This is a genomic window from Rhodococcus sp. KRD162 (genome assembly GCF_017168335.1).
GTDB lineage: Bacteria > Actinomycetota > Actinomycetes > Mycobacteriales > Mycobacteriaceae > Rhodococcoides.
This window is the reverse complement of record NZ_JABFAU010000004.1, coordinates 94,869-119,537: the sequence shown is the minus strand read 5'-3', so window position 1 is coordinate 119,537 and position 24,669 is coordinate 94,869. Positions and strand designations below refer to the sequence as shown.

General features: G+C 65.0%; 26 protein-coding genes and 1 pseudogene. 15 read left to right on the top strand and 12 right to left on the bottom strand.

All coding sequences use genetic code 11. The features are described 5' to 3' along the window. The first annotated feature begins 117 nt into the window (after nucleotides 1-117). Together J1M87_RS07450 and J1M87_RS07445 are read left to right on the top strand one after the other, a co-directional pair. Nucleotides 118-300, top strand: a complete 183-nt coding sequence (locus tag J1M87_RS07450) for a hypothetical protein (protein WP_206488921.1) — start codon at nucleotides 118-120, stop codon at nucleotides 298-300. A gap of 201 nt (nucleotides 301-501) precedes the next feature. Then, complete coding sequence (locus J1M87_RS07445; protein WP_206488920.1) at nucleotides 502-2,370, top strand: BCCT family transporter; 1,869 nt, start codon at nucleotides 502-504, stop codon at nucleotides 2,368-2,370. A 41-nt stretch (nucleotides 2,371-2,411) separates the two neighbouring features. Here the strand turns inward: J1M87_RS07445 and J1M87_RS07440 are convergent, their stop codons facing one another. Beyond that, nucleotides 2,412-2,741 carry a helix-turn-helix domain-containing protein gene (locus tag J1M87_RS07440; protein ID WP_206488919.1) on the bottom strand — a complete coding sequence of 110 codons (330 nt, stop codon included), beginning with the start codon at nucleotides 2,739-2,741 and terminating at the stop codon, nucleotides 2,412-2,414. A 79-nt stretch (nucleotides 2,742-2,820) separates the two neighbouring features. Between J1M87_RS07440 and J1M87_RS07435 the strand changes: the two genes are divergently transcribed. Continuing rightward, nucleotides 2,821-3,168 (top strand): DoxX family protein, encoded by a 348-nt coding sequence (locus J1M87_RS07435; RefSeq protein WP_206488918.1) that lies wholly within the window; start codon nucleotides 2,821-2,823, stop codon nucleotides 3,166-3,168. On the opposite strand, the gene J1M87_RS07430 is transcribed toward J1M87_RS07435, so the two are convergent. The 5 genes from J1M87_RS07430 to J1M87_RS07410 all read right to left on the bottom strand — a co-directional run bounded on the left by J1M87_RS07430 (nucleotide 3,148) and on the right by J1M87_RS07410 (nucleotide 7,667). After that, nucleotides 3,148-3,753: a DJ-1/PfpI family protein gene (locus tag J1M87_RS07430; RefSeq protein ID WP_206488917.1), complete on the bottom strand. Its 606-nt coding sequence runs from the start codon at nucleotides 3,751-3,753 to the stop codon at nucleotides 3,148-3,150. The genes J1M87_RS07435 and J1M87_RS07430 overlap by 21 nt on opposite strands. 71 nt (nucleotides 3,754-3,824) lie before the next feature. Then, complete coding sequence (locus tag J1M87_RS07425) at nucleotides 3,825-4,244, bottom strand: DUF1801 domain-containing protein (RefSeq protein WP_241256538.1); 420 nt, start codon at nucleotides 4,242-4,244, stop codon at nucleotides 3,825-3,827. Continuing rightward, entirely contained in the window at nucleotides 4,241-4,585 is a 345-nt protein-coding gene (locus J1M87_RS07420) for a UBP-type zinc finger domain-containing protein (protein ID WP_206488916.1), read from the bottom strand. The genes J1M87_RS07425 and J1M87_RS07420 overlap by 4 nt, the downstream gene beginning before the upstream one ends. Then, a complete protein-coding gene (locus tag J1M87_RS07415) occupies nucleotides 4,582-6,015 on the bottom strand; it encodes an ATP-binding protein (protein WP_206488915.1) in 1,434 nt (477 codons plus the stop codon). The genes J1M87_RS07420 and J1M87_RS07415 overlap by 4 nt, the downstream gene beginning before the upstream one ends. After that, nucleotides 6,012-7,667: an FAD-dependent oxidoreductase gene (locus tag J1M87_RS07410; protein WP_206488914.1), complete on the bottom strand. Its 1,656-nt coding sequence runs from the start codon at nucleotides 7,665-7,667 to the stop codon at nucleotides 6,012-6,014. The genes J1M87_RS07415 and J1M87_RS07410 overlap by 4 nt, the downstream gene beginning before the upstream one ends. A gap of 431 nt (nucleotides 7,668-8,098) precedes the next feature. Here J1M87_RS07410 and J1M87_RS07405 point away from each other — a divergent pair, with 431 nt between their 5' ends. The 6 genes and pseudogenes from J1M87_RS07405 to J1M87_RS07380 all read left to right on the top strand — a co-directional run bounded on the left by J1M87_RS07405 (nucleotide 8,099) and on the right by J1M87_RS07380 (nucleotide 13,738). After that, nucleotides 8,099-8,896: a DUF1206 domain-containing protein gene (locus tag J1M87_RS07405; protein WP_206488913.1), complete on the top strand. Its 798-nt coding sequence runs from the start codon at nucleotides 8,099-8,101 to the stop codon at nucleotides 8,894-8,896. Between the two features lie 175 nt (nucleotides 8,897-9,071). Then, nucleotides 9,072-9,536, top strand: coding sequence for an SRPBCC family protein (locus tag J1M87_RS07400; protein ID WP_206488912.1), 465 nt, complete (start codon nucleotides 9,072-9,074; stop codon nucleotides 9,534-9,536). 88 nt (nucleotides 9,537-9,624) lie between these two features. Beyond that, a complete protein-coding gene (locus tag J1M87_RS07395; RefSeq protein ID WP_206488911.1) occupies nucleotides 9,625-9,894 on the top strand; it encodes a GlsB/YeaQ/YmgE family stress response membrane protein in 270 nt (89 codons plus the stop codon). 137 nt (nucleotides 9,895-10,031) lie between these two features. Beyond that, complete coding sequence (locus tag J1M87_RS07390) at nucleotides 10,032-10,748, top strand: phosphatidylserine decarboxylase (protein WP_206488910.1); 717 nt, start codon at nucleotides 10,032-10,034, stop codon at nucleotides 10,746-10,748. Nucleotides 10,749-10,755: 7 nt separating this feature from the next. Further along, nucleotides 10,756-11,610, top strand: coding sequence for a CDP-diacylglycerol--serine O-phosphatidyltransferase (gene pssA / locus J1M87_RS07385; RefSeq protein WP_206488909.1), 855 nt, complete (start codon nucleotides 10,756-10,758; stop codon nucleotides 11,608-11,610). A gap of 24 nt (nucleotides 11,611-11,634) precedes the next feature. Then, nucleotides 11,635-13,738, top strand: a pseudogene (locus J1M87_RS07380) (AAA family ATPase). Nucleotides 13,739-13,830: 92 nt separating this feature from the next. Here the strand turns inward: J1M87_RS07380 and J1M87_RS07375 are convergent. Together J1M87_RS07375 and J1M87_RS07370 are read right to left on the bottom strand one after the other, a co-directional pair. Further along, on the bottom strand, nucleotides 13,831-14,583 hold the full coding sequence (locus J1M87_RS07375; RefSeq protein WP_206488908.1) for an isocitrate lyase/phosphoenolpyruvate mutase family protein: 753 nt from the start codon (nucleotides 14,581-14,583) through the stop codon (nucleotides 13,831-13,833). Nucleotides 14,584-14,645: 62 nt separating this feature from the next. Continuing rightward, nucleotides 14,646-15,056: an NUDIX domain-containing protein gene (locus J1M87_RS07370; protein ID WP_206488907.1), complete on the bottom strand. Its 411-nt coding sequence runs from the start codon at nucleotides 15,054-15,056 to the stop codon at nucleotides 14,646-14,648. Between the two features lie 235 nt (nucleotides 15,057-15,291). Here J1M87_RS07370 and J1M87_RS07365 point away from each other — a divergent pair, with 235 nt between their 5' ends. From J1M87_RS07365 to mnhG, 6 genes are read left to right on the top strand one after another with little or no spacing between them, the layout of a single operon-like run. Continuing rightward, nucleotides 15,292-18,156 carry a Na+/H+ antiporter subunit A gene (locus tag J1M87_RS07365; RefSeq protein WP_206488906.1) on the top strand — a complete coding sequence of 955 codons (2,865 nt, stop codon included), beginning with the start codon at nucleotides 15,292-15,294 and terminating at the stop codon, nucleotides 18,154-18,156. Then, on the top strand, nucleotides 18,153-18,773 hold the full coding sequence (locus tag J1M87_RS07360; protein ID WP_206488905.1) for a Na(+)/H(+) antiporter subunit C: 621 nt from the start codon (nucleotides 18,153-18,155) through the stop codon (nucleotides 18,771-18,773). Before J1M87_RS07365 ends, J1M87_RS07360 begins: the two co-directional genes overlap by 4 nt. Beyond that, nucleotides 18,770-20,413 carry a Na+/H+ antiporter subunit D gene (locus tag J1M87_RS07355; protein WP_206488904.1) on the top strand — a complete coding sequence of 548 codons (1,644 nt, stop codon included), beginning with the start codon at nucleotides 18,770-18,772 and terminating at the stop codon, nucleotides 20,411-20,413. Before J1M87_RS07360 ends, J1M87_RS07355 begins: the two co-directional genes overlap by 4 nt. 2 nt (nucleotides 20,414-20,415) lie before the next feature. Continuing rightward, the gene (locus J1M87_RS07350) at nucleotides 20,416-21,057 is read left to right on the top strand and encodes a Na+/H+ antiporter subunit E (RefSeq protein WP_206489091.1); all 642 of its coding nucleotides are present in this window, start codon (nucleotides 20,416-20,418) and stop codon (nucleotides 21,055-21,057) included. After that, complete coding sequence (locus J1M87_RS07345; protein ID WP_206488903.1) at nucleotides 21,054-21,311, top strand: monovalent cation/H+ antiporter complex subunit F; 258 nt, start codon at nucleotides 21,054-21,056, stop codon at nucleotides 21,309-21,311. Before J1M87_RS07350 ends, J1M87_RS07345 begins: the two co-directional genes overlap by 4 nt. Before the next feature lie 19 nt (nucleotides 21,312-21,330). Further along, the gene (mnhG, locus tag J1M87_RS07340) at nucleotides 21,331-21,672 is read left to right on the top strand and encodes a monovalent cation/H(+) antiporter subunit G (protein WP_206488902.1); all 342 of its coding nucleotides are present in this window, start codon (nucleotides 21,331-21,333) and stop codon (nucleotides 21,670-21,672) included. A gap of 7 nt (nucleotides 21,673-21,679) precedes the next feature. On the opposite strand, the gene J1M87_RS07335 is transcribed toward mnhG, so the two are convergent. The 4 genes from J1M87_RS07335 to J1M87_RS07320 form a co-directional block, all read right to left on the bottom strand. Continuing rightward, entirely contained in the window at nucleotides 21,680-22,810 is a 1,131-nt protein-coding gene (locus J1M87_RS07335; protein ID WP_241256536.1) for a glutamate--cysteine ligase, read from the bottom strand. A gap of 1 nt (nucleotide 22,811) precedes the next feature. Continuing rightward, nucleotides 22,812-23,522 carry a superoxide dismutase family protein gene (locus J1M87_RS07330; RefSeq protein ID WP_206488901.1) on the bottom strand — a complete coding sequence of 237 codons (711 nt, stop codon included), beginning with the start codon at nucleotides 23,520-23,522 and terminating at the stop codon, nucleotides 22,812-22,814. 97 nt (nucleotides 23,523-23,619) lie between these two features. Next, entirely contained in the window at nucleotides 23,620-24,153 is a 534-nt protein-coding gene (locus tag J1M87_RS07325) for a LytR C-terminal domain-containing protein (RefSeq protein ID WP_307830753.1), read from the bottom strand. A 57-nt stretch (nucleotides 24,154-24,210) separates the two neighbouring features. Further along, nucleotides 24,211-24,549 carry a DUF3263 domain-containing protein gene (locus J1M87_RS07320; protein ID WP_206488900.1) on the bottom strand — a complete coding sequence of 113 codons (339 nt, stop codon included), beginning with the start codon at nucleotides 24,547-24,549 and terminating at the stop codon, nucleotides 24,211-24,213. Nucleotides 24,550-24,669: the final 120 nt, after the last annotated feature.

Genomic DNA, 24,669 nt, shown 5'->3' with positions numbered 1-24,669 from the left:
CCCCGGCCTCACCGTGTCCCGACCTGGCACTCACGTGTCGAGAGTGCCAACTGCATTTCTAGCACTCGACCATGGCGAGTGCAAGGTCGTCCGCCAACGGCGAACCACGACAACCCCATGTCCGACGCCACCGCCGGGCACGTGACGGGCAGGTACCCGGCGGCGAGCATCGACGGTCCGCGCTCGGCAACCTCGGAGCCTGCCGAGCACCCGTGGCACCGGCGAAGCCTGGCGGCCGGAAGGCGGGTCGTCGAGGCCCGGACTGCGCCATCGAGCAACCGACAACTGACCTGCATGTGACATACCAGGCGACTCGATCGACTCCGATCGCTCCGGTCACGGCTTGATCACACACTGCACCCCAGTGCTCTCGAGTTTCGCCACCTGCGCCGACGTCGTTTATGGTGACTAGTGGTACTTGACCAAAACAAGAGAAGAAGAACGGCAAACCGTTAGTGGTCAGCCGATTACGGCGACTCGAGTTCTAAGGAAGTCAAGTAAGTGAAAGCAATAAAAGAAGCTTGGGGAGGCCTGCTCAAGCCGGTCTTCGTCCCGGCATCGGTGGTGATCATCGGGATGATCGCCTTTTCGGTCATCTACGCATCGACTGCCGCCGACGCCTTCGACACCCTCAACGGCATCATCGCCGACGGCGTCGGGTGGTGGTACATCCTCGCTGCCACCGGTTTCGTACTGTTCGCGCTGTACTGCGGCCTGAGCCGCGTCGGCAACATCCGCCTCGGCCGTGACGACGAGAAGCCCGAATTCGGCGTCCTGTCCTGGTTCGCCATGCTGTTCAGCGCAGGCATGGGCATCGGCCTGGTGTTCTACGGCGTCGCCGAGCCACTCTCGCACTACGTCAATCCGCCCGAAGCAGGCGGCATTCCCGGATCCACCGACGCAGCCGGTCGCCAGGCGATGGAATTGACGCTGTTCCACTGGGGTCTGCACGCGTGGGCCATCTACGTCGTCGTCGGTCTCGGCATGGCATACATGACCTACCGCAAGGGCAGGCCGCTGACGGTGCGGTGGCTGCTCGAGCCACTGCTCGGCCGCAAGCGCATCGAGGGCGGCATCGGACATGCCATCGACGCGGTCGCGATCATCGGCACCCTGTTCGGCGTGGCGACCTCGCTCGGATTCGGCGTCCAACAGATCTCGGCAGGCCTCGAGTACCTGGGCTGGGTGGAGACCACCAACTGGTTCGTCGTGCTGTTGATCGCCCTCATCACCGGCATCGCCACGTTCTCGGTGGTGACCGGAGTGTCCAAGGGCCTCAAGTGGCTCTCGAACATCAACATGGCGATGGCCGGGGCACTGGCAGTGTTCGTGCTGATTCTCGGACCGACCCTGTTCCTGATGCAGTCCTGGGTTCAGAACCTGGGCGGCTACGTCCAGGCCCTGCCCGAGTTGGCGCTCCGCACTTCACCGTTCGCGGACGACGGCTGGGCTGCCGGCTGGACCATCTTCTACTGGGGCTGGTGGATGAGCTGGGCGCCCTTCGTCGGTATGTTCATCGCCCGCATCTCCCGCGGCCGTACCATTCGCGAGTTCGTTTTCGGTGTGCTCTTGGCCCCGACGATCGTCGGCTCGCTGTGGTTCACCATCTTCGGTGACACCGGCATCCTGCGGCAGCGCAACGAGGGGAATTTGCTCGACGCCGACGGCGCGGTGAACAACAACACCAGCCTCTTCCAGATGCTCGACGGCCTGCCGCTGGCCACCATCACCAGCGTCATCGCCATCGCGGTCATCGTGTTCTTCTTCGTCACATCCTCGGACTCCGGCTCACTGGTGGTCGATATCCTCTCCACCGGCGGAGAACTGGAGACACCGAGGATCACCCGGGTCTACTGGGCAGTCCTGGAAGGTGTTGCCGCAGCCGTGCTGCTGTTGGTCGGTGGAACGAGTTCCCTGACCGCTCTACAGACGATGTCGATAGCCACGGCCGTACCGTTCTCGGTGGTTCTCGTGCTCGCGTGTGTGTCGATGCTCAAGGCGTTCCGCTACGACGTCGCCACCACGCCGCGGTACATCCGCGTCACCGCAACCGACGAGGCCGTCGCCACTCCCGAGGCCGTGGCGGGTGACGCCACCGCGCCGGCCAAGCGCAAGCGAGTCGGCATCTCCTCGACGTTCTCCGGTCTCAGTCCCTCACGGGATGGGTTGTCGACGCCTCGCGGCGGCGGCACGGTCATGCTGGCGGTGCACGAGGTGTCCACCGAGGAGCTCGAGGTCCATCCCGAAACCGGGGCCGTCGAGTACTCCAGTGACAACGCTCCCGTCGATCCGCTCGGCGGTGAGGTTTTCGACACCCAGGAGTTCGCAGACTCCGCCGAAGGCCAGAATCAGAACAATCACTCGGCCTGATTCGACCGCTCGTTCTCTGACCCTCGCGATTGCCGCGGGGGTCAGAGATTTTTCGAAGCCCAATCGGTCAGTGCCTGCAGGGACGGCGACAGTGCCCGACCCGACTTCGTCAGGCTGTACTGCACCGACGTAGGCGGGCCCTCGTCGACGGTGCGCGCAACAAGTCCGGCGGTGCCGAGTTCGCCCAGTCGATCCGAGAGCACCGAATCGCTGATGCTCCCCACTGCACGCCGTAGGTCCGAGAATCCCATCGGACCGTCCATCAGAGTGGCCAGCAACAGTCCGTTCCATCTCTTGCCGAGGCAACCGAAGGCTTTGGCGAGAGCTCCGTCGCAGGCACGAGACTCATGGGGCTGCTCGTCGGGGGCCATGAAACAACCCTACCGAGGTGCTACAGTCCGCCCGGCTACTTCTGAATTGCTAGTGACCCCAGAAATGAAAGCAGGGCTCATGTTCATTGCAACCCTCATCGCCTCGGTGCTCCTCGCCGTGGCGCTCACGGTCTCCGCGATCGGAAAACTGACGCGCAACCCCTCGGTGATTCCGATGCTCGAGCAGGTCGGCGTTCCCACCGACAAGATTCCGTGGCTCGCCTACCTCGAAATCCTGGGTGCCCTCGGCCTTCTCGTCGGCCTGGTCGTGTGGCCCATCGGTGTCGCGGCGGCCGTCGGCGTCATTGCTTACTTCATCGGTGCCGTCACCGCGCACCTGCGCGCCAAGGACAAGCAATTCGCGCCGGCGGCCGGGCTGGCCGTGTTCGCCGTCGTCGTCCTGGTTCTACGGGTGCTCAGCGCCTGACCAGTCGTAATCCATCTGGCCCGCGGTGGCGAGCGCGTGATCCGCACCCGCCCACCGCGCGACCAGATGCAACGCCAGATCGAGGCCGGCGCTGATTCCCGCCGACGTCGCCAGATCGCCGTGATCGAGGTACCGAACGCCCTCGTGCACGATGAGCGCGGGCCAGCTTTCCCGCAGTAAGTCCAGATCTTCCCAGTGCGTGGTGACCGGACGAGCATCGAGCAGCCCCGCCGCCGCCAGAACGAAAGCGCCGGTGCACACCGACGCCATCAACTCGGCGTCGGGCCGAAGGCCCTTCAACCACTGCAGAACTCGACTGTCGGCCGAGACAGCATCGACGACACCGCCAGGGACCACGACGACGTCGTATCCCCGCGGGTCCTCGATCGTGGTGTCGACGCCGATCCTCATGGCACCTCGAGCAACAACCGCCCTGTCCTCGATCCCGACGAGTGTCACCTCGAAAGGCACCGGGCTCCCCGCTCGTTCGGCCACCCTATTGGCCACCGAGAACACCTCGAACGGACCGCACGCGTCGAGCACCTCGACATCGTCGAACAGGAGAATTGCAACGCTTCTACTCATATTCCGGCCTTCTGCTGCTCGTGGTCGACTTCATGACGTCGGAGCCTGCGTGCGCACCGCCGCGGTCGAGGTCATGACGCGAGATTACCCAGAATGTACCGATAGTTGTATGCCACCAATTGCTCGAGGATCGCTGTGTCCACGTCCGCGAGCTTGTTCACGTACAGGCAACCTGCTCCTCGCCTGTGCTTCCCCAACTGTTCGAGCAACGCATCCGATTCCGGGGCGTACGTGGCGCCGTACACCGTCAGACTCGACTTACGCGGGGAGAACCCGACGACGAAGTACTCCCCTCGACGGCCGCTGCCCGTCGTGTACCGGTAGGAACCGAAACCCACCATCGTCGGCCCCCACATCACGGCCGGCTGCCCGGTCACCCGACCCATCGTCTCCGCGAGCGCGAGCCCGTCCGCACGCCGAACCGGATGCTGCACGGCGGCCAGGAAATCCTCGGCCGATTCGTCGGTGGGGCGCGTGAGATTCTCGTTCAATTGAGCAGAGCCTGCCAGTTGGACGGCACCCGCTCCCGCGGACCGGGAACCGTCTGGTCGAGTGGACGATGTTGCGGTGGAGCCAATTCCGGGCCATCGTACATCTGCTCGTCAGCGTAGTTGTAGAACCAGTCCTCGCCCGGCTCGTAACTGCGCACGAATTGATGCCGAGTGGACTCGGCGTGTTTGCTCGCGTGCTGCGAAGGCGAGGAATCACAACATCCGATGTGACCACACTGTGCACACCGACGCAGATGGACCCACCACCCCTGCGACTGCGTGCACTCGACACACCCCGGGCCCGACGGCGGTACCTGTGGGTCGATGCCTTCGATGGTCATGGTTGCTCCTCTGTCGCCGGGTCGACGGGCAGTCGCACGACGAATCGCGTGTCGCCGGGCTCGGACACCACCCGCAGATCACCCTGATGCTTGTTCACCACGATCCGCCACGAGATGTCCAGGCCGAGACCCGTGCCCTCGCCGACGGCCTTGGTGGTGAAGAAGGGCTCGAAGATTCGCGACCGAATCTCCTGCGGCACACCAGGTCCGGTGTCGCATATCTCGATCTGGACTCGGTTTTCGTCCACGGACGTGCGTACCGTCAACACCCCAGCACCGTCCATGGCCTGCACGGCGTTGTCGATCAGATTGGTCCATACCTGATTGAGTTCGGCGGCATAGGCAGGAATGGGCGGCACCGCCGGGCCGTACTCCTTCACCACGCGGATATCGTCACCGATCTTGCGGCCCAACATGATCAGGGTGCTGTCGAGTAGTTCGTGCACATCCACCGATCGATACGGCGCACGATCCATCTGCGAATACTGCTTCGCTGCCTCGACGAGCGTCGAGATCCGTGTGGTCGAATCCGCGATCTCGTTCATCAGCAATTCGGTTTCCACGGTGTAGTTGAGCCACCGGATCGCCCCCTCGAGCATCCTCGGATCGTCGACCGTCGCGGAAACCTTGTCGAGCCACGGCACATCGAGACCGGCCGAGACGAACGTCGGAGCCAGGTCCCAACCGCCACCGATGCCCTTGTCCTCGAACCACTCGCCGAGTTCGTCCTCGCGGTCCGAGGCTTCCATCGCGGTCAGCTTCGGAGCCTTGGCAACCAACTCCACGGCCTCGTTCTGCAGGCCGACCAGATGCGCCATACTGCCGCGATCGAGAGTGCCGCCTGCGATCATCGCCAACTTCTGCCGCATGTGCGCCACCCGGTCACGCAACGCCGACGTCGCCCGCACCGCGGCTGCGGCCGGGTTGTTCAGCTCGTGCGTCAGCCCGGCCGACAGAGAACCCAAGGCCAACAAGCGTTCTCGCTGCTCCACTATCTGTTTGGTGCTCTGATTGCCGAAGAACAGCCCCTCCAGTAGGTGCAGCGCCATCGGGAACCACTCCCGCACGATGGCCGCGAAGCACTCGGCATCGAGAACGAAGAACCGCGAACGCTCGGTCACCCGCATCGAACCCTGGTACGTCTGCGGCACCCGATCACCCAGGTACGCCTGCCACGCGCCTGCGTACACCCCGCGCTGGGAGGTCCGGTTGACCACCAGGTCCTCCCCGCCCGACAGCTTCGAGAGCACCAACGCTCCGTCGATCAGCACGTAGAAGCACGTCGCCGGATCACCCTCCGAGTACACCGGCCCCGGTTCGATCGTCTCGATGCGTCCCTCCCGGCACAGCTCCGCCAACTGCGGGTCGGTGAGCTGCTCGAACAGAAACAGCGTCCGCAATTCCTCCGGCTCACAGCTCGACGCGCTCACGGGTTCGCCAGATATCTGTGCACCAGCATCACGGCCATGGCTCCCTCTCCTACTGCCGACGCGACGCGTTTGGCCGAGTCGGATCGCACGTCACCGGCCGCGAACACGCCCGGCACGCTCGTCTCGAGGTGGTGTGGGAGCCGGGCAGAAGTCCACCCGGCGGGACCGCGTCCATCGACGACGAGATCCGGCCCGGTCACCACGAATCCATGATCGTCCCGAACGAGCACTCCGTCGAGCCACTCGGTGCGCGGGGCCGCTCCGATGAACAGGAACAGATACTGCGCATCGACGGTCGTGGTGGCGTCGGTGGCCCTGTTGTGCAGCGTGATCGATTCGAGGTGACCGTCACCGGCCACACCCGCGACCTCGGTGCACGGCCGGACGGTGATCTTCGGATTCTCCTCGATCTGCTTGATCAGGTAGTACGACATCGATGCTTCGAGTGAGGTGGCCCGGATCAAGATGGTGACCGACCTGGCACCGCGCGCGAGGTACACCGCGGCCTGACCGGCCGAGTTGGCTCCGCCGACGATGTAGACATCCTGCTCGGCGCAGCGCGCGGCCTCGGTCATCGCAGATCCGTAGAACACACCCCGCCCGGTGAAATCGTCGATCCCGGGAGCGTCCAACCGGCGGTAGGCGACTCCGGTGGACAGGATGATCGTCTGGGCGCTGATACTTCGGCCGTCCGCGAATCGCACGGTGCGCGCCGCACCGTTGACCTCGAGTCCCACCACATCCTGGGTGGTGACGACCTCGGCACCGAACTTGAGGGCTTGACGCCTCGCCCGCTCGGCCAGCTGCGCTCCCGATACGCCGTCCGGAAAGCCCAGGTAGTTCTCGATGCGAGAACTCTGCCCGGCCTGACCGCCTGTCGCGGTGCGCTCGATCAGCGTCGTCCGCAGGCCCTCGGATGCGCCGTACAGCGCGGCGCCGAGTCCTGCCGGACCGCCGCCGATGACGACCAGATCGTAGAACTCCTCCGAGGGCGAGACGGTCAGGCCGAGCCGGTCGCCGAGGGCGGCATCGGAAGGCTCGACGAGCGCATCACCTTCGGTGGTGATCACCACCGGAAGTCGATCCTCGGTCACACCGGCTGCGGCCAGTAGCCGCGCACCCTCGGACTCGTCGGACATGTACCACCGGTACGGCAGCTGATTTCGGGCGAGAAACTCGCGAATCTCCGAGGACCGCGCAGACCAGCGATGGCCGATGATCTTGGTGTCCGAGGTGGCGCGGTGGTCGTAGGCACACCAGGCCTCCAGTTGGGCGTCGAGCACGGGGTAGAGCTTTTCCTCGGGCGGATCCCACGGCTTGAGCAGGTAGTAGTCGAGATCGATGACGTTGATGGCGTCGATCGCTGCATTGGTATCGGCGTAGGCGGTGAGCAGAATGCGACGGGCCGTCGGGAACAGGTCCATTGCTTGTTCGAGAAATTCCATGCCGCTCATCTGGGGCATGCGGTAGTCGGCCAACAAAATGGCGACCGGGGTGCCGCGCAGAGCGAGTTCTCTGAGTGCGTCCAGTGCTCCGGCACCGGATTCGGCGCGGACGATACGGTAGCGCTCGCCGTAGCGGCGGCGCAGGTCGCGGGCGACCGATCGCGATACTCCGGGATCGTCGTCGACGCTGAGAATGACCGGTTTCATGACCCTCCAGGACTGATGCTCGTCAACCTCATGAGCATGCCACCGCAGCGCCCCGAACGGGAGGCATGCGGTAGCCCCCGGAACCTGGGGTCGGGGTCAGATCAGGCCGCGACGGATCAGATCGAGTTCCTGCGGGGTGAGTAGCCGTTCGAGCTTCTCGGCGGGCCACGAGCGTGGCCGCCCGCTCATCCTGGCAGTCTTCAACAAAGGTAGATCACTGCTGCTACGACGCAGTATCGACTGTAATTTCACGGTGGATCACTCCGAACAAGGTATTCGTTGGTCCCGACACTCCGCTTGCTACATCGATCAGTGTCCGCCCGGTGTTAACGCCTCGGTGGGATCTCGTACGGCGTTTCGCGGCCGGAGACCGTTTCCGACCGTGCTGTTCGGGTAATCGGATCCTCAAATCTACTGATCGGGGACAGTTCGTGAACACGTCGGGAAATTCTGTGGCCAACTCGGTGCAAGACAACAGTGCTTTCGAGTACGCGGCTCGGGGCGGCCACTTCGTCAGCGGACTGCTGAACGTGTTGATCGGCTACATTGCCGTCCGATTGGCGTTCGGTCAGTCCGGTAATGCTGATCAGTCCGGCGCACTCGCCGCGCTGGCCGCGCAGCCGGGCGGAAGAATTGCCCTGTGGGTCGCGGTTGTCGCTTTCGTGGCGCTGGCCCTGTGGCGGATCCTCGAGGCGATAGTCGGCAAGAAGTCCGATTCGGATGCAGGCAGCGCCTTGGACCGGGCCAAGGCAGTGGCACTGGCCGTGGTCTACCTCACGTTCGCGTTCTCGACCTACGGCTTCGCGACCGGCTCGGGCGAAGACAGTGGACGGCAGAATGCCGGCTACTCGGCGCGGTTGATGGAATCCGGCGGCGGCAAGCTCGTCCTGATCGTGGTGGGCCTGATCGTCATCGGCGTCGGCGGCTACCACATCTACAAGGGGGTATCGAAAGGCTTCCTCGACGATCTGAAAGGTCATCAGAGCGAGGCGGTCGTCAAACTCGGCATGACTGGATACGCAGCCAAGGGCGCTGCCCTGGTAGGAGCCGGAATCCTCGTCGGGGTTGCAGTACTGCAGTCCGACCCGTCGAAAGCCTCGGGAATCGACGCCGCGGTCAAGACCCTCGGCGCTCAGCCCTACGGCCGGATTCTGCTGATCCTCGCGGGAGTGGGAATCGGGCTCTACGGCCTGTACGCCTTCGTCCTGGCTCGTCGCGCCCGGATGTAAGCCCCCCCGAGTCCCTGTCGTGCGCCTTTTGCGTACCTGGAGGTACGCAAAAGGCGCACGACGGGGGGTGCTGTGCCCTGGCCCGCTCTGGCCAACTGTGTCTGCTGCCACATAGGATGCGCACGATTGAGTGTGACAGTCAGTTGCAGATATTCCCGCTACCTGGAGGCCAACGTTGAGCAAGACTCTCGAAGCCACGATCGACATCGCCGCGAGCCCCGAGACCGTCTGGAAGATCGTGTCGGACCTTCGGCGAATGAGCGAGTGGAGCCCGCAATGCACGAAGATGAAGGTCCTCGGCGGGACCATCGGCACCGGTACCAGGACGCTCAACATCAACCGCAAAGGCCTGCTCGTCTGGCCGACCACAGCCAAGGTGGTCACCTTCGAACCCAATCGCGAACTCGCCTTCCGCGTGATCGAGAACAAGACGACGTGGTCCTACACCCTCACCCCCACGGCAGGCGGGACGACCGTCGTCGAGAAGAGGGAAGCCCCCACAGGCACCTCGAACGTGTCCTCGCTACTGGTCAAGCGTTTCCTCGGGGGCATCGACGAGTTCGACGTCGAACTCGTCGAAGGCATGAACACCACCCTGCGTCGCATCAAGGCCGAGAGCGAGAAGCTCGGCCGAAAATAAACATTCTCAGGAATGTTTCAGGTTGGGACCCCAGGGGCATGCGGGGTTTCGACAATCACACGACACAAACGGAAAGTGGGGGCTACGAATGTTGGGTCTCGGAATCATCGGTTGGATCATCATCGGCGGACTGGCCGGCTGGGTCGGCAGCAAGATCATGAAGACCGACGCTCAGATGGGCATCATCTTGAACATCGTCGTCGGCATCATCGGCGGCCTCATCGGCGGCTACCTCCTCAAGGTCTTCGGGGTCGACGTCGAAGGTGGCGGCCTGATCTTCAGCTTCATCACCTGCATCCTCGGCGCATGCATCCTGCTGTTCCTGGTCAAGCTCGTGACCGGTCGCAGCCGCGTCTGATCGCACTCGCACTTCCCGACTGCCGGGGCGTCTCACGTACTCTGTGAGGGCCCCGGCAGTCGTGCATCTGCGCGCCTCGACTGTTGGCAGCACCACGACATGCCAATACCTGCCCGACGAAGTAGTAAGAGGAGACCGTGGCACGCCGTCCCGCCCCGATTGGTCAACCGCCACGCACCGGAGTGGCTCACATCGTCGATTTGGTTCGTGAGACGGTCCCGCCGCTGCACCCGGCAGGCCTACCGTTCGTCGGAGGCCCGCTCGCCGTTGCAGTGCTCGGCCGCAGGTCCAAGTGGGTACGAAACGCCGGCCTCGTGGCCGCCGGAGCCTGCGCCACCTTCTTCAGACACCCGTCCCGAGTGCCGCCGAACCGTCCCGGCGTCGTCGTCGCACCTGCCGACGGGCTCGTCACCCTCGTCGACACCGCAGCACCCCCGGCCGAACTCGATCTCGGCACCGAGCCGGTACCGCGCGTGAGCATCTTCCTGTCCGTTCTCGATGTGCACGTCCAGCGTGTTCCCGTCGGTGGCACGGTCATCGAGGTCGTGCATCGCCGGGGCCAGTTCAAATCCGCGGATCTCGCCGAGGCCAGCGAGGTCAACGAGCGCAACAGCATGCACATCAGAACCGACTCGGGTCACGATGTCGCCGTCGTCCAGATCGCCGGTCTCATTGCCCGACGCATCATCAATAACGCCACCGTCGCGCAGACCCTGACGATCGGTGACACGTACGGCCTCATCCGGTTCGGCTCGCGCGTCGACACCTACTTCCCCGCAGGCACGACGCTGCTGGTCGAACGAGGTCAACGCGCAGTCGGAGCCGAAACCGTTCTCGCCGAGCTACCGCAGTAGCGATTCGATGATCACCAGACGCGCCAAGCCGCCTGCTGCCATCCGTCTGCTTCCCTCCGTCGTCACCATTCTCGCGCTGTGCTCCGGGCTCTCCGCGGTCAAGTTCGCACTCGACGGTCAGCTTGGAACAGCCCTCGCGATGATCGGTGCCGCAGCGATCCTCGATGCGCTGGACGGTCGAATCGCCCGATTGCTCGACGCCACCAGCAAGATCGGTGCCGAGCTGGACTCGCTGTCCGACGCCATCTCGTTCGGTGTGGCTCCCGCACTGGTGTTGTACGTGACGCTGCTCGAGGGCAGCAGCGGCGGCTGGATCATCGCGTTGGTCTACGCCGTGAGCATCGTGCTCCGGCTCGCACGTTTCAACACTCTGCTCGACGAGGACGACACCCCCGCCTACGCCCGCGAATACTTCACCGGCGTTCCCGCTCCAGCCGGTGCCCTCATCGCGATGACGCCGATCGCGGCCTTCGAAGAGTTCGGCGAGGGCTGGTGGGCGTCGTTCTACGTCGTCGCCGGTTGGTCGATCTTCGCAGCCGCCCTGATCGTCAGCCGCATCCCCACACTGGCCCTCAAGACCGTCTCGGTGCCGCCGCGGCTGGCCGCGATACTGCTGGTTCTGGTGGCGCTCCTCGCTGCCGCGCTCATCACCTTCCCGCTGGTCCTGCTCATGGGATTGGTACTGGCCTATCTGGTGCACATTCCGTTCGCAGTCCGTTCGCAGCGCTGGACCGCCGCTCGGCCCTACACGTGGGATGCCAAGCCCGCCGAACGCCGCGCCGAACGCCGCGCCATTCGCCGCGCACCGGGAAATGCCCGCCGCTCGCAGGCGCGCCTCGGCCTGCGTCGTCCGCGCAGCTGACGAACCAGCCATTAGGTTGGACCGGTGACCTCATCCAGCTCGCCCGAGCTCGTACTCACTGCTCGCCTCAACACCTCGGCCGCCGATGCCAGGCGCGGCGTCGTGCGACTGCATCCGGAGGTACTGGCCGCCCTCGGTCTGCGCGAGTGGGACGCGCTCTCTCTCATCGGTTCTCGCCGTACTGCTGCCGTCGTCGCCGCGGCCCCCGAGGGTTCGCCGCAGGGCACCGCGCTCCTGGACGACGTCACCCTCTCCAACGCCGGCCTACGTGAAAACGCCTCTGTCGCAGTCGGACCCGTCACCGTCTACGGCGGCAGAACCGTCACGGTGACAGGATCCGCGCTCGCAACCGGCTCCATCTCCGAGACCACCCTGCGGCAGGCGTTGCTCGGGAAGGTGCTGACGGTGGGCGACACGGTGTCACTTCTCCCCCGCGATCTCGGACCCGGCACCTCGACCACATCGGCGACGCAGGCGCTGTCGAGAACATTCGGGGTTGCCTGGACCACCGAGCTGTTGACGGTCTCGGCCGTCGACCCGGCGGGTGGACCGGTCAGTGTGCAGCCCAATTCGGCGGTGAGCTGGGGAACGGGCACCGTCACCACAGCCCCCGCAGCGCCGTCGGCATCGGTCCAGGTGCCGAGGGCGACGGAACCGCGGGTGAGCATCGGGGACCTGGTGGGTGTTGGCCCTGCGCAGGCCAAGCTCACCGAGTGGCTGCGGCTGGCACTGGACGAGTCGGAGCTGTTGGCGACTCTCGGCGCGTCACCACATCTGGGGGGTACTGGACGGTCCGTCGATCGGCGCGCTCGAGGCCTCCGCTCGGGTCGAGCGGGTCACCGCCGCCGTGGACGAACTCGCCGGCTCCGGCGTCCTGTTGATCACCGACGTCGACGCCTTGTTGCCCTCGGATCCCGAACCCGCGTCGACGTTCGTACTCGATGTGCTTCGCCGCGGCGTCGACACTCCGGGTCTGGCCCTGATCGCGACGACGGCTCATCCCGAGGCCACCGACGCGAGACTGCGCGGTCAGGAACTCTGCGATCGCGAGCTCACTCTCACGCTGCCGGATGCGGCCGGGCGCAAAGGGCTGCTCGAGCACCTGCTGAAGAAGGTCCCCCAGGGCGATGTCGATCTGGTCGAGATCGCGTCACGGACACCCGGTTTCGTCGTTGCCGATCTCGCTGCATTGACCCGTGAAGCGGCGCTGCGGGCAGCGGCGCGCGCGTCGAACGATGCGGCACCGGCGGCGTTGACCCAGGAGGATCTGGTGGGCGCGCTCCAGGTCATCCGTCCGCTGTCGCGCTCGGGCGCCGAGGAACTGGCCATCGGCAGCATCTCCCTGGACGACGTCGGCGACATGGTCGAGACCAAGCAGGCGCTCACCGAGGCGGTCCTGTGGCCGCTTCGCCACCCGGATTCCTTCGCGCGACTGGGGATCGAACCACCACGCGGCGTGTTGCTCTACGGGCCACCCGGGTGCGGCAAGACGTTTCTGGTTCGCGCCCTCGCCAGCTCGGGTCAACTGAGTGTGCATGCAGTCAAGGGCGCGGAGCTGATGGACAAGTGGGTCGGCTCCTCGGAAAAGGCTGTGCGCGAGCTCTTTCAGCGAGCCCGCGACTCTGCACCCTCACTGATCTTTCTCGACGAGGTGGATGCATTGGCACCCCGACGCGGGCAGAGCTCGGACTCCGGCGTCGGAGATCGGGTGGTGGCGGCGCTGCTGACCGAGCTCGACGGCGTCGAACCGTTGCGCGATGTCGTCGTTCTCGGCGCAACCAACCGGCCCGATCTGATCGACCCTGCGTTGCTGCGGCCCGGCCGACTCGAGCGTCTGGTCTTCGTGCCGCCGCCGGATTCCGACGCCCGGGTGGACATCCTGAAGGCGTCGGGCAAATCCATCCCGCTCGCCGACGACGTCGATCTCGAATCGCTCGCCCGCGATCTCGACGGCTACTCCGCCGCCGACTGCGCGGCGCTGTTACGCGAGGCCGCTCTGACGGCCATGCGTCGATCGATGGATGCGGCCGACGTCACCGCCGCCGATGTCGCCACCGCTCGGGCAACGGTCAAACCGTCACTCGATCCCGAGCAGGTGGCGCATCTGCGGGCCTACGGGAGTGCCTAGCGGCAGGAGTGGAGCCTGCGGAACGACCCGGATGAGCAGTGGCGTGGTTAGGTGCCGCTGAGGGCACTCAACCGCACCACTGCCGAAGGCACTCACTTCCAGCGCGCGAGCACCTCTTCGGCCCGCTTGGCCAATTCCATCTGGAAGATCGGCCCGAAGCTGATGCGACCGACGCCGAGGGAGGCGAAGTGCGACAGGTCGCCCTCGGCCGGGTTGGCGATGGCGTTGATCGGCAGTGGGAGTTCTTCGGCGAGGCGCTTGTAGTCGGCGTCGCTGTGGAAGCCCACGGGGTAGAGCGAATCGGCTCCGGCTTCGGCGGCCAGCTTCAGCCGCGCGATGGCGCGGTCGACGCGGTCGTTCTCGTCGCCGATTGCCTTGACGAACAGGTCGGTGCGGGCGTTGATGACGACGTGCACGTCGGTGGCGTCCGATGCCGCGCGCAGTGCGCCGACGAAGTCTGCGTGCTCCTGCGCCTCACGGAGTCGTCCGCCCTCGCTGTGCACGGTGTCCTCGATGTTGAGGCCGACGGCACCGGCGGAGATCAGGCCCTCGATCAGGCGCTTGGGGTCCTCGCCGTACCCGGACTCGATGTCGACCGACAGCGGGGCGTCCACGGCTGCGGAGATCTGCGAGATGCGGGCGAGGAGTTCGTCGAAGGTGATGCCCTCGTTGTCCGGCTTGCCGATGGAGTCCGACACTGGGTGGCTTCCGACGGTCAGTGCGGTGAAGCCTGCCGATACGGCGAGGTTGGCCGACCAGGCGTCCCATACCGTCGGCAACACGACGGGGTTGCCCGGCTGGTGTAGCTCGAGCAGGGTGCTGGCTTTCTGGGACAGGTTCGTCATGAAAACTCCTTCGCGGTGGCCTCGGGAGAACGTACGTTCTCTCGTGCACCAACATACGCGCTTCAGTCGATCAGATCGAGCGCCTTCATCCGGTCGAACACCATCAGCGACCCCGGAGCGACGTCGGGCATGGCTGCGTACTCGTCCCGGGTGAAGTACCTGATCTCGGCGATTTCGCTGGTGGGCGTCGGATCGGCGCTGAGGTCGGCCAGAAAGCAGGTGATCTCGAGCGGCGTGCCTGCCGGGTGCCCCCATGCCTCACACTCGAAGACTCCGAGGACCCTGGCGTCGATCACCGCCGCGTCGAGTTCCTCCCTGATCTCTCGGTGCAGCGCCTGCTCGGGACTCTCGCCGGGATCGATCTTGCCGCCGGCCATGTAGAACGCGGTTTTCCCGACCGATCGCGTCTGGATCATTCGGCGATCGCGAACATAGGCCAGACCGGCAGTACGAATGAGCTTCGGATGGGTCACCGCCACAGTCTCCCCGACTCGTGCCCACACGACCGTTTTGTACCGGTCGGCACGCGGCCCACCACGCAAAGTACGATAGAACCCGATCGATTACGTGCTGCCGTTCGGGAGCCGATTCGTTATTTCACAAACAATCACGCCGAATTTCATACCGATTTCAAGACCCTACTCATCGCCGCCCTACGACCACCGCATCGGCCTCGCCGCCGATGCGACCGAGACGACGGAGTGTTTTTTGCTCGCTATCCTTCTTGCGCATGCCGCGGCTGCGCTTCTTGCACCGCTGCTCGTTCGGTGGTGGGGTCGCAACGCATTCTTTCCGCTTGCTCTCGTCCCGCTGCTGAGTCTGCTCTGGGTGTTCGGCAACTGGAACTCCGAACAGACGCTGAGCATCGAATGGGTCCCCGGCCTGTCGATGAACATCGACATGCGATTCGACTCCCTCGCAGCCCTCATGTCGCTGCTGGTGTTGGGGATCGGTGCCCTGATTCTGCTGTACTGCGCACGCTACTTCGAGGACGACGAGCCCCGGCTGGGTCTGTTCGCCGCCGAGATGGTCGCATTCGCCGGTGCCATGTTCGGGCTGATCACCAGCGACAACATGCTCGTCCTGTACGTCTTCTGGGAGATCACGACGGTCCTGTCGTTCCTGCTCGTCGGCCACTACGCCGAACGGGCCTCCAGTAGGCGCGCGGCCACCCAGGCTCTGCTCGTCACCACCGCAGGCGGCCTGGCGATGCTGGTCGGCATCATCATCCTCGGCCAGGTCTCCGGTACCTACAACCTGTCGGAACTGGTGGCGAACGCACCGTCCGGCTGGTTGCCCGGGGTCGCGATCGTGCTGGTCCTCATCGGCGCGCTGAGCAAATCGGCCATCGTCCCCTTGCACTTCTGGCTCCCCGGCGCAATGGCCGCCCCGACGCCGGTCAGCGGCTACCTGCACGCCGCCGCCATGGTCAAGGCCGGCATCTACCTGGTCGCGCGCCTGGCACCGGGATTCGCCGATTCGGGTCCGTGGCGCGCCACGGTGATCACGCTCGGATTGCTGTCGATGATCCTGGCCGGTTGGCGAGCACTGCGCGCATTCGATCTCAAACTCGTTCTCGCGTTCGGCACCGTCAGTCAGCTCGGATTCCTGATCGTGCTGGTCGGCATCGGCTCGGAGAAGGCGATGCTCGCAGGCCTGACGATGGTGATCGCGCACGCGATGTTCAAAGCGGCGCTGTTCATGGTCGTCGGCATCATCGACCACACCACCGGCACCCGCGACATCCGCAAACTCGCCCACCTCGGCAAGAAGGCCCCCTGGCTCGCCGCCATCGCTGCGCTCGCGGCCGCGAGCATGGCAGGCCTACCACCGCTGCTGGGGTTCGTCGGCAAGGAAACCGCCCTGTCGGCCGTGATCAGCACCCCGACGCTCGATCCAACCGTCGCAGCCGTCGTGGTCGCCGGCCTGGTGATCGGGTCGATTCTCACGGTCACCTACAGCATCCGCTTCGTCTGGGGTGCCTTCGGCCGCAAGCAACTCAAGCGTCCGAGCCCGTCGGTGAAGAACATGCACGCACCGGCCGCACTGTTCCTGGCAACGCCTGCTTTCCTGGCGGTACTCGGACTCATCGCGGGATTCGGCTCCTCCATCGTCGACCGCATCGTCAGCCCGTACGCGCGGACCCTGCCGTCCTACGGCCAGGAGCCCTACCACCTGGCCCTGTGGCACGGGTTCAACCTGCCACTGGCGCTGACGGTCATCGTCGTCACCGGCGGTGTCGGATTGTTCATCGCCCACCGAGTGGTCAACCGGCTCAAGTTCGAGCATCCCCCGCTCGGCAACGCCGACCGCACCTACGACAACGTCCTCAAGTTCATGGACACGCTGTCCATCCGCCTCACCGGCACCACACAGCGCGGTTCGCTCCCCCTCACTCAGGGCACGATCCTGCTGACGCTGGTGCTGTTGCCGATCATCGTGCTGGTCGTCGGGCAGAAGCCGGGACTGAACTACACGCTCTGGAACACTCCGCTCCAAGTGGTCATCGGATTGATCATGGTCGCGGGTGGCATCGGCGCAACGGTCATGCGCAACCGTCTGGCCAGCGTCATCCTCGTCGGGCTCACCGGCTACGGCTGCGGCGTCATCTTCGCCATCCATGGAGCTCCCGACCTGGCCCTGACTCAGTTCCTGGTCGAAACAGTCACCCTCGTGGTGTTCGTGCTGGTGCTGCGCAAGCTGCCCGCCGAAGTCGCCGACCGGGGCGCAGCCGGGTCTCGCGGTGTCCGCGCCGCGCTCGCCGTGGCTGTCGGAGCGACCGTCAGCGTGTTGGGAGCGTTCGCGATGAACGCCCGCAGCGCCGCTCCGGTGTCCTTGCAGTTCCCCGAGGCCGCGTACGAACTGGGCGACGGCAAGAACATCGTCAACGTGATCCTGGTCGATATCCGCGCCTGGGACACCCTCGGCGAGATCTGCGTCTTGCTCGTCGCCGCGACGGGCGTGGCCAGCCTGGTCTTCCGCAACCGCCGGTTCGGCAGCGCTCCGCGGGTGTCCGACGCCCCGGCATCGAGCGCCCCCACATCGAACTCGGATGCGAAGTTCGCGGCCGAGACGACGTGGTTGCTCGGCGGTGAGCTGATCGATCCGCGGCATCGCTCGTTGATTCTCGAAGTCACCACCCGGTTGATCTTCCCGACGATCATGGTGCTCTCGATCTACTTCTTCTTCTCCGGTCACAACGCCCCCGGCGGCGGTTTCGCGGGCGGACTCACCGCGGGCCTGGCGCTGGTGCTCAGATACCTGGCCGGCGGACGGTACGAGCTCGGTGAGACGGTGCCGATCGACGCCGGAAAGATCCTCGGCCTCGGATTGATCTTCGCGGCGGGCACAGCGGTGGCGTCGATGTTCCTCGGTGCCCCGGCGCTGTCATCGGCCACGTTCGAGGTGACATTGCCGATTCTCGGTGACATCAAGCTCGTCACCGCATTGTTCTTCGACCTCGGTGTGTATCTCATCGTGGTCGGGTTGGTACTCGATGTGCTCCGCAGTCTCGGGGCACGTCTCGACGCACAGGTGGAAATGCAGAGCCAAGCCCGAGTGAGCGCCCCATGACCGCTGATCTCGGAATGCTGTTCATCGTGGCAGTGCTGGTCGCCGCCGGTGTCTACCTGCTGCTCGAACGCAGCATCACCAAGATGCTGCTCGGCCTGCTCCTGTTCGGCAACGGCGTCAATCTGCTGCTGCTCACGGTCGGCGGTCCGGCAGGCGGCCCGCCCATCGTCGGCCGTGACAACGCGGTCAATCAGCAGATGGCCGATCCGCTGGCGCAGGCAGTGATCCTGACAGCGATCGTCATCACCATGGGCATCGCGGCATTCGTCCTGGCGCTCGCGTACCGGTCGTTCACGCTCAACACCAAGGACGACATCGAGAACGACCCCGAGGACGCCAAGGTCTCCCAGCGCCGGTCGATGGCCGAGGCCCCCGACCGTGACCGCTCGGACGACCCGGTGACAGGTGAACCCAGCTTCGGCGGTGACGCGTTCGACTCGAAGGGCAATCCGATTCCGATGGATCAGCTCGAGAATCTCGAAGACCTCGAGTGCTACGAGGACATCCGGGAGAACGACTTCGATGACGACGAGCCGGGCGTCGAGGGACTCGACGGGCTCGACAATGCAGAGAAGGACGAGAGCGCGCCGAACAAGAAGAAGGGAGACCACAAATGACGATCTCCCCGCACGTGATCGATGTCCTGACTCCGCTTCCGGTGCTCATTCCGATGCTGGCGGCTGCCCTGACGCTGGTGCTGGGTCGACGCCCCCGCGCGCAGCGTTTCATCACCCTGGTCGCGTTGACCGCGGTGGTCGCGATCTCGTCGATGATGCTCTATCTGGCCGATCGGGACGGCGTCAGCGCGCTTCAGGTCGGCGGCTGGGATTCCCCACTCGGGATTTCCCTTGTCGTGGACCGGCTTTCGGCGATGATGTTGCTTGTCTCGTCCATCGTGTTGCTGGCCGTCATGGTGTACTCGATCGGTCAGGGTATTCGCGACGGGAACGAGAATCAGCCCGTCTCGATCTTCCTGCCGACCTACCTGGCGCTGACCGCGGGTGTGTGCAACGCCTTCCTCGCAGGCGACCTGTTCAATCTGTTCGTCGGCTTCGAGGTTCTGCTCGCCGCGTCGTTCGTACTGCTGACGCTCGGAGCGAGCGCCGATCGAGTCCGTGCGGGTGTGTCGTACGTGATGGTCTCGATGGTGTCCTCGTTGATCTTCCTGATCGGTATCGCCTTGGCGTACGCCGCAACCGGGACGCTGAACCTGGCGCACATCGCCGTACGGATGGACGACGTTCCGCCGGGCACGAGAACCGCAATCTTCGCCGTTCTGCTGGTCGCGTTCGGCATCAAGGCCGCTGTGTTCCCGCTCTCGACGTGGCTACCGGACTCGTACCCCACCGCCCCCGCTCCGGTCACCGCGGTGTTCGCGGGTTTGCTGACGAAAGTCGGTGTGTACGCCATCATTCGCGCACACACGCTGTTGTTCCCCGACGGCTCCCTCGACAACGTTCTGATGGTCTGTGGTCTGCTGACCATGCTCGTCGGCATTCTCGGCTCCATCGCGCAGAGCGACATCAAACGGCTGTTGTCGTTCACGTTGGTCAGCCACATCGGTTACATGATCTTCGGCGTGGCTCTGTCGACACAATCGGGACTGTCGGGAGCGATTTATTATGTCGCCCACCACATTCTGGTGCAGACGACGCTGTTTCTCGTGGTCGGACTCATCGAACGGCAGGCCGGTTCGTCCTCGCTGCGGCGACTCGGTGGCCTGGCTGCGGCCAGCCCGGTTCTGGCGATCGTGTTTCTGGTTCCTGCCCTCAACCTCGGTGGCATTCCCCCGTTCTCGGGCTTCATCGGCAAGGTGGCGCTCCTGCAAGCCGGTAGCGAACAAGGCAGTGTGCTGGCCTGGTTGCTCGTCGCGGGCGGCACCGTCACCAGCCTGCTGACGCTGTACGTCGTGGCGAGAGTATGGACCAAGGCGTTCTGGCGAGCTCGCGCCGACGCCCCGGAGGGAGACCTCGCGGACAACAGCCCGTCCGCTCTGCTCGACGACTCCTCCGATATTCAGTTCGGTGATCGCGAGGACGTCGGCCGAATGCCTGCCTTCATGTTGATCCCGACCATCGGCCTCGTCGTCGTCGGTTTGGCCATGACCGTATTCGCCGGCCCGATCATCGACATCAGTGATCGCGCTGCCAGAGACCTGCGGGATCGATCTCTGTACATCGATGCCGTGCGCGGTGCGGAATTCGTCGGCGACCAGGCCTACGAACAGGCGCGCGCCGAGGAGGAGGGCACCCGATGACGATGAACCGCTCCCTACTGCTCCGCGTCTGGACGCTGGCATGGTTGACGGCGATCTGGGTCCTGCTGTGGGGCAACGTCTCTGCGGCCAACATTCTCGGCGGCATCGGCGTCGGAGTGCTGATCATGGTGCTCCTGCCGCTGCCGCGCGTACCGGTCGAGGGCCGAATCCACGTGTTCTCCCTCGTCAAACTCGCAGGCGTGTTCCTCTACTACGCCATGGAATCGAGCTTCAGCGTTGCGTGGCTGGCGATCCGGCCGAAAGCTCCGCCGGTCACCGGGGTGCTGCGCTGCCGCATCGCAATCAAGTCCGATCTGGTGCTCACCCTGTTCGTCGATGCAATGAATCTCGTGCCCGGCACCATGGTGCTCGAGATCGACCGGACCAGACGTCTGCTGTACGTACACGTGCTGGACATGGGCACTCAGAAGGCAGTCGACGGCTTCTACGCCTATGTTCGGCACCTGGAGAAACTGTTCATCGCAGGCTTCGAGCGCGACTCCGACTGGAAGCCCAGTCCCCTGCACCATCAAGAGTACGAGCAGTATCACGGGGTGTTCGGCGACGATCCGAAATCCGGCGATCCGGACGCCCCGCGAGACGACAAGAAGACCGACGACAGCAGGAAGGGAGAGTGGTCGTGACCGTCGTTCTCGCCATCGCCGGCGCTCTTCTGCTCGCCGCTGCGGTCCTCACCGCGTACCGACTGCTCGACGGGCCGAGCACGCTGGACCGACTGGTCGCCATAGACACGATCCTGGCGGTCTCGATGTGCGGCCTCGCGGTGTGGGCCGTCTACAGCCGCGACACCACCCTGGTACCGGCCATCGTTGCGCTCTCGCTGGTCAGCTTCGTCGGATCGGTCAGCATCGCACGATTCAGGGTGAAGGACGAATGAGCACTACTGTGAGGGACCAATGAGCACCGTTACTCAGGTCATCGCTTCCGTATTCATCCTGTCGGGAGCTGTGATGGCATTCACCGCCGCCGTCGGCATCGTGCGTTTTCCCGACACGCTGTCGAGGATGCACGCGGCCACCAAGCCGCAGGTGGCCGGCCTGATCATGGTGTTGATCGGGGCCATCATCAGCCTGCGGGGCAACGTCGACATCTGGATGCTGCTGCTCGTCGGAGTGTTCACGCTGGTGACCGCTCCGGTCATCGCACACACCGTCGGCCGCGTCGCCTACCGAGAGCAGCGGGGCCGCGACGGACTGCTGATCGTCAACGAGAGGGAACCGAACGACTCCGATCGGTGACCTGGTATCACGAGTGGAGATCGGACACCAAGTACTCCACGACGGCACGCAAATCGCCGCCTGATGTCGCCGCAACCGCACGTTGACGCTGATACGACGCCCCCAGCCGGGGAATATCGGCCACCGCGGCGAGCTCGTCCACACAGTTCAGACGGACGGCGGTCGGAGTCAACCTCTCGAGCAGGTCGCTCAGGTCATCGGTGACCAATCGCTCGCTACTGTCCGAGTCCACGATGATCTCGGCGTCGAGTCCGTATCGGGCCGCCCGCCACTTGTTCTCCTGCACGTGCCACGGTGGGATCGACGGCAATGTCTCCCCCGCTTCCAGCCGCTCGTCGAGGTTCACGATGAGGCAGTGCGTCAGCGCGACCAGCGCAGCGAGTTCCCGCTTGGTCGACGCCCCGTCGCACACTCGGACCTCGATGGTTCCCCACTTCGGTGCCGGCCGAATGTCCCAGTGCATGCCACCGAGTTGTTCGATGACCCCGGTCTTGAGTTGGTCGCGAACGAATCCCTCGAACTGCGACCAGTCCTCGAACTGGAACGGAAGCCCTGCCGTCGGCAGCTGCTGGAACATCAACGCGCGATTGCTGGCGTATCCGGTGTCGTTGCCCGCCCAGATCGGCGAGGATGCCGACAGCGCCAGCAGGTGCGGGTACTGCAGCAACAGCGAGTTGAGAATGGGAAAGACCTTGTCCGGGGACGACACTCCCACGTGCACGTGCACACCCCAGATCAGCATCTGCCGACCCCACCACTGAGTTCGAGCGATCAACTCGTCGTAACTCGGCGAGCTGGTGAGCTGCTGGGTGGACCACTCGGCAAAAGGATGCGTACCTGCCGAGAACAAGTCGATTCCCAACGGATCCGCTGCGCGTCGCACCAATTCCAGGGAGCCACCCAGGTCCGCCATCGCTTCACCGACGTTCTCGCACACACCGGTGACGAGCTCGACGGTGTTGCGGAGCAACTCCTTGGTCACCCTCGGGGTGTCCCCGGCCAGTTCGTGGACGCCGTCGATGACCGCCTCGGCGGAGTTGACGAGATCTCGCGTGTTCCTGTCGACCAATGCGATCTCCCATTCGACGCCGAGCGTCGGGCGCGGGGAGCTCGCGAAGTGGATCCGGGGAGCGCTCAAACTACTGGAGTACCGCGCACGCAGCCCTGGCACCGGCGTCGCCGGTCATCAACGTAGTCATGTCGGGCACCGCCGCACCGTCGGGAAGGGTGTAGCGCGGCGGAATATTGGCGAAGTTGTCGGCACCTTCGTGCACGATCACCGAAGTTCCCGCACCATCCGCGCGCAGATCGTCGAGCGTGATCGCATCTGTGGTGGTGACGAGGCGGCCGGTGCCGTCCTCGCCGACCTGAATGGACGTCAGATCACCGCTGGCGGGATGACCGGTTCGGCCATCGACCTGCAGGTGGCCGCCCGCGGACAGGAACGCACCCGGTTCGCCGCCGGTGGGTGCCACCGAGTTGGGCTCGCATGCGGCGACGGTGTGGACGTGGAATCCGTGGAAGCCGGGGGTCATGTCCTCGACCTCGGCGGTGACGGTGAGCTTGTCGCCCTCGGACGTGAACGTCACCGTGCCGACCTGCGCCCCGGACGGGTTGCGCAACGTGCCTTCGATGGAGTCGGCGGAGTCCGACCCGCCCCGTCCGTCTCCGGCGACGGCTGCCGCCGACGGATCGGATTCGCCGGTCCATACCGGCGGCACGGTTCCGGGTACGTCGGAGGCGACCTCACCGTTGCTGCAGGCAGAGAGCCCAAGGGCCGCGATCGCGAGGACCGGCACCACGTAATGCAGCGATCGTGTCGCAGTAGTGCGTCTGTTGAACATGTCCATCGGAAATCGCTCCTCTTTCAGGCAGTTTCGCCGGGCTCGAAAAATGATAACGTGCCGCCCGATTCGGAAGAACCGGGCACGATCTCGAAGGCCGAAATTACTGGGTCACGATGACTACCACGCCGGTCGTGGACTCGAGCGAGCTCGGCTTGGCCTCGGCCGGGACGCCGAGTTGCGTGGCGATCGCCTGCGCAGCCTGTTCCTCACCTGCAGCGGTGCCGTAGTAGACGGCGCTCTGTGCGAACTGGGCTTCGTTGAAGTTTCCGGTTTCGGTGATCGTCCACCCGTCGGCAGTCAACGTACCGGCCGTGTCGGCGGCGAGACCGGAGATGTTCGAGTTGTTGAGCACTCGCACCTCGACGTCGGCGGGGGTACTCGAGGTGGTGGTCTGGGGTGCACTGCTGGTCGACGCGTCGCCGACGGGTGCCTGCGAGGTAGGCGCGGCTGCCGGTGCGCTCGTGGTCTCGGCTGCGGCGGTCTCGGAGGAGGAGGGCTCGGCCGCCGCCTCGTCGGAGTCCGAACCGGTGAGCGAGAGCGCACCGATCGCTGCGAACAGAATCGCCAGCGAGATCAGCACCATCGCCAGCGCGCGGAGTGGTGGCCCGGTCTGTTCCGGGTTGGGGCTGCTCACGTACTCGACCCTAGCCGACCGTCGACGAGGACTCGGAACACCTGATCACGGACCCGCTCAGACGTCGAAACCCAGGCGTCGAGCTGCGCGGGCCTTCTGCCGACTGGCCCGCAGTCGACGCAGACGCTTGACCAGCATCGGATCCGCGGCAAGGGCTTCGGGACGATCGACCAAGGCGTTGAGGATCTGGTAGTAGCGGGTTGCCGACATGGAGAAGAGTTCCTTGATGGCCTCTTCCTTGGCTCCGGCGTACTTCCACCACTGCCGCTCGAAGGACAGGATGTCGTGCTCTCGTCGACTCAGTCCGTCCGCGCCGACCTCGTTCGGGTCCTGGGTGCTGTCCGAACTTCCCGATTGCTGAGACTGGTTCGAGTCACGCGCTGCTGCGCCGTCCATCCCACTCCTCGACTTCTCGACTCCCAAGGGCCTGCGTGATCACCGAACGCGCGCGACAACCGAACCCTGGGAAATCTGCTACCCCCAGTGCTGCCGGCATCCGTACGAACGCCGACCGAA

What these genes read in the sequence shown, in the direction of transcription:
- J1M87_RS07450 (WP_206488921.1), top strand. Translation starts at nt 118, where the DNA reads ATGTCCGACGCCACCGCCGGGCACGTGACGGGCAGGTACCCGGCGGCG.
- J1M87_RS07440 (WP_206488919.1), bottom strand. Translation starts at nt 2,741, where the DNA reads ATGGCCCCCGACGAGCAGCCCCATGAGTCTCGTGCCTGCGACGGAGCT.
- J1M87_RS07435 (WP_206488918.1), top strand. Translation starts at nt 2,821, where the DNA reads ATGTTCATTGCAACCCTCATCGCCTCGGTGCTCCTCGCCGTGGCGCTC.
- J1M87_RS07430 (WP_206488917.1), bottom strand. Translation starts at nt 3,753, where the DNA reads ATGAGTAGAAGCGTTGCAATTCTCCTGTTCGACGATGTCGAGGTGCTC.
- J1M87_RS07420 (WP_206488916.1), bottom strand. Translation starts at nt 4,585, where the DNA reads ATGACCATCGAAGGCATCGACCCACAGGTACCGCCGTCGGGCCCGGGG.
- J1M87_RS07410 (WP_206488914.1), bottom strand. Translation starts at nt 7,667, where the DNA reads ATGAAACCGGTCATTCTCAGCGTCGACGACGATCCCGGAGTATCGCGA.
- J1M87_RS07395 (WP_206488911.1), top strand. Translation starts at nt 9,625, where the DNA reads ATGTTGGGTCTCGGAATCATCGGTTGGATCATCATCGGCGGACTGGCC.
- pssA (WP_206488909.1), top strand. Translation starts at nt 10,756, where the DNA reads ATGATCACCAGACGCGCCAAGCCGCCTGCTGCCATCCGTCTGCTTCCC.
- J1M87_RS07375 (WP_206488908.1), bottom strand. Translation starts at nt 14,583, where the DNA reads ATGACGAACCTGTCCCAGAAAGCCAGCACCCTGCTCGAGCTACACCAG.
- J1M87_RS07360 (WP_206488905.1), top strand. Translation starts at nt 18,153, where the DNA reads ATGACCGCTGATCTCGGAATGCTGTTCATCGTGGCAGTGCTGGTCGCC.
- J1M87_RS07355 (WP_206488904.1), top strand. Translation starts at nt 18,770, where the DNA reads ATGACGATCTCCCCGCACGTGATCGATGTCCTGACTCCGCTTCCGGTG.
- J1M87_RS07350 (WP_206489091.1), top strand. Translation starts at nt 20,416, where the DNA reads ATGAACCGCTCCCTACTGCTCCGCGTCTGGACGCTGGCATGGTTGACG.
- mnhG (WP_206488902.1), top strand. Translation starts at nt 21,331, where the DNA reads ATGAGCACCGTTACTCAGGTCATCGCTTCCGTATTCATCCTGTCGGGA.
- J1M87_RS07330 (WP_206488901.1), bottom strand. Translation starts at nt 23,522, where the DNA reads ATGGACATGTTCAACAGACGCACTACTGCGACACGATCGCTGCATTAC.
- J1M87_RS07320 (WP_206488900.1), bottom strand. Translation starts at nt 24,549, where the DNA reads ATGGACGGCGCAGCAGCGCGTGACTCGAACCAGTCTCAGCAATCGGGA.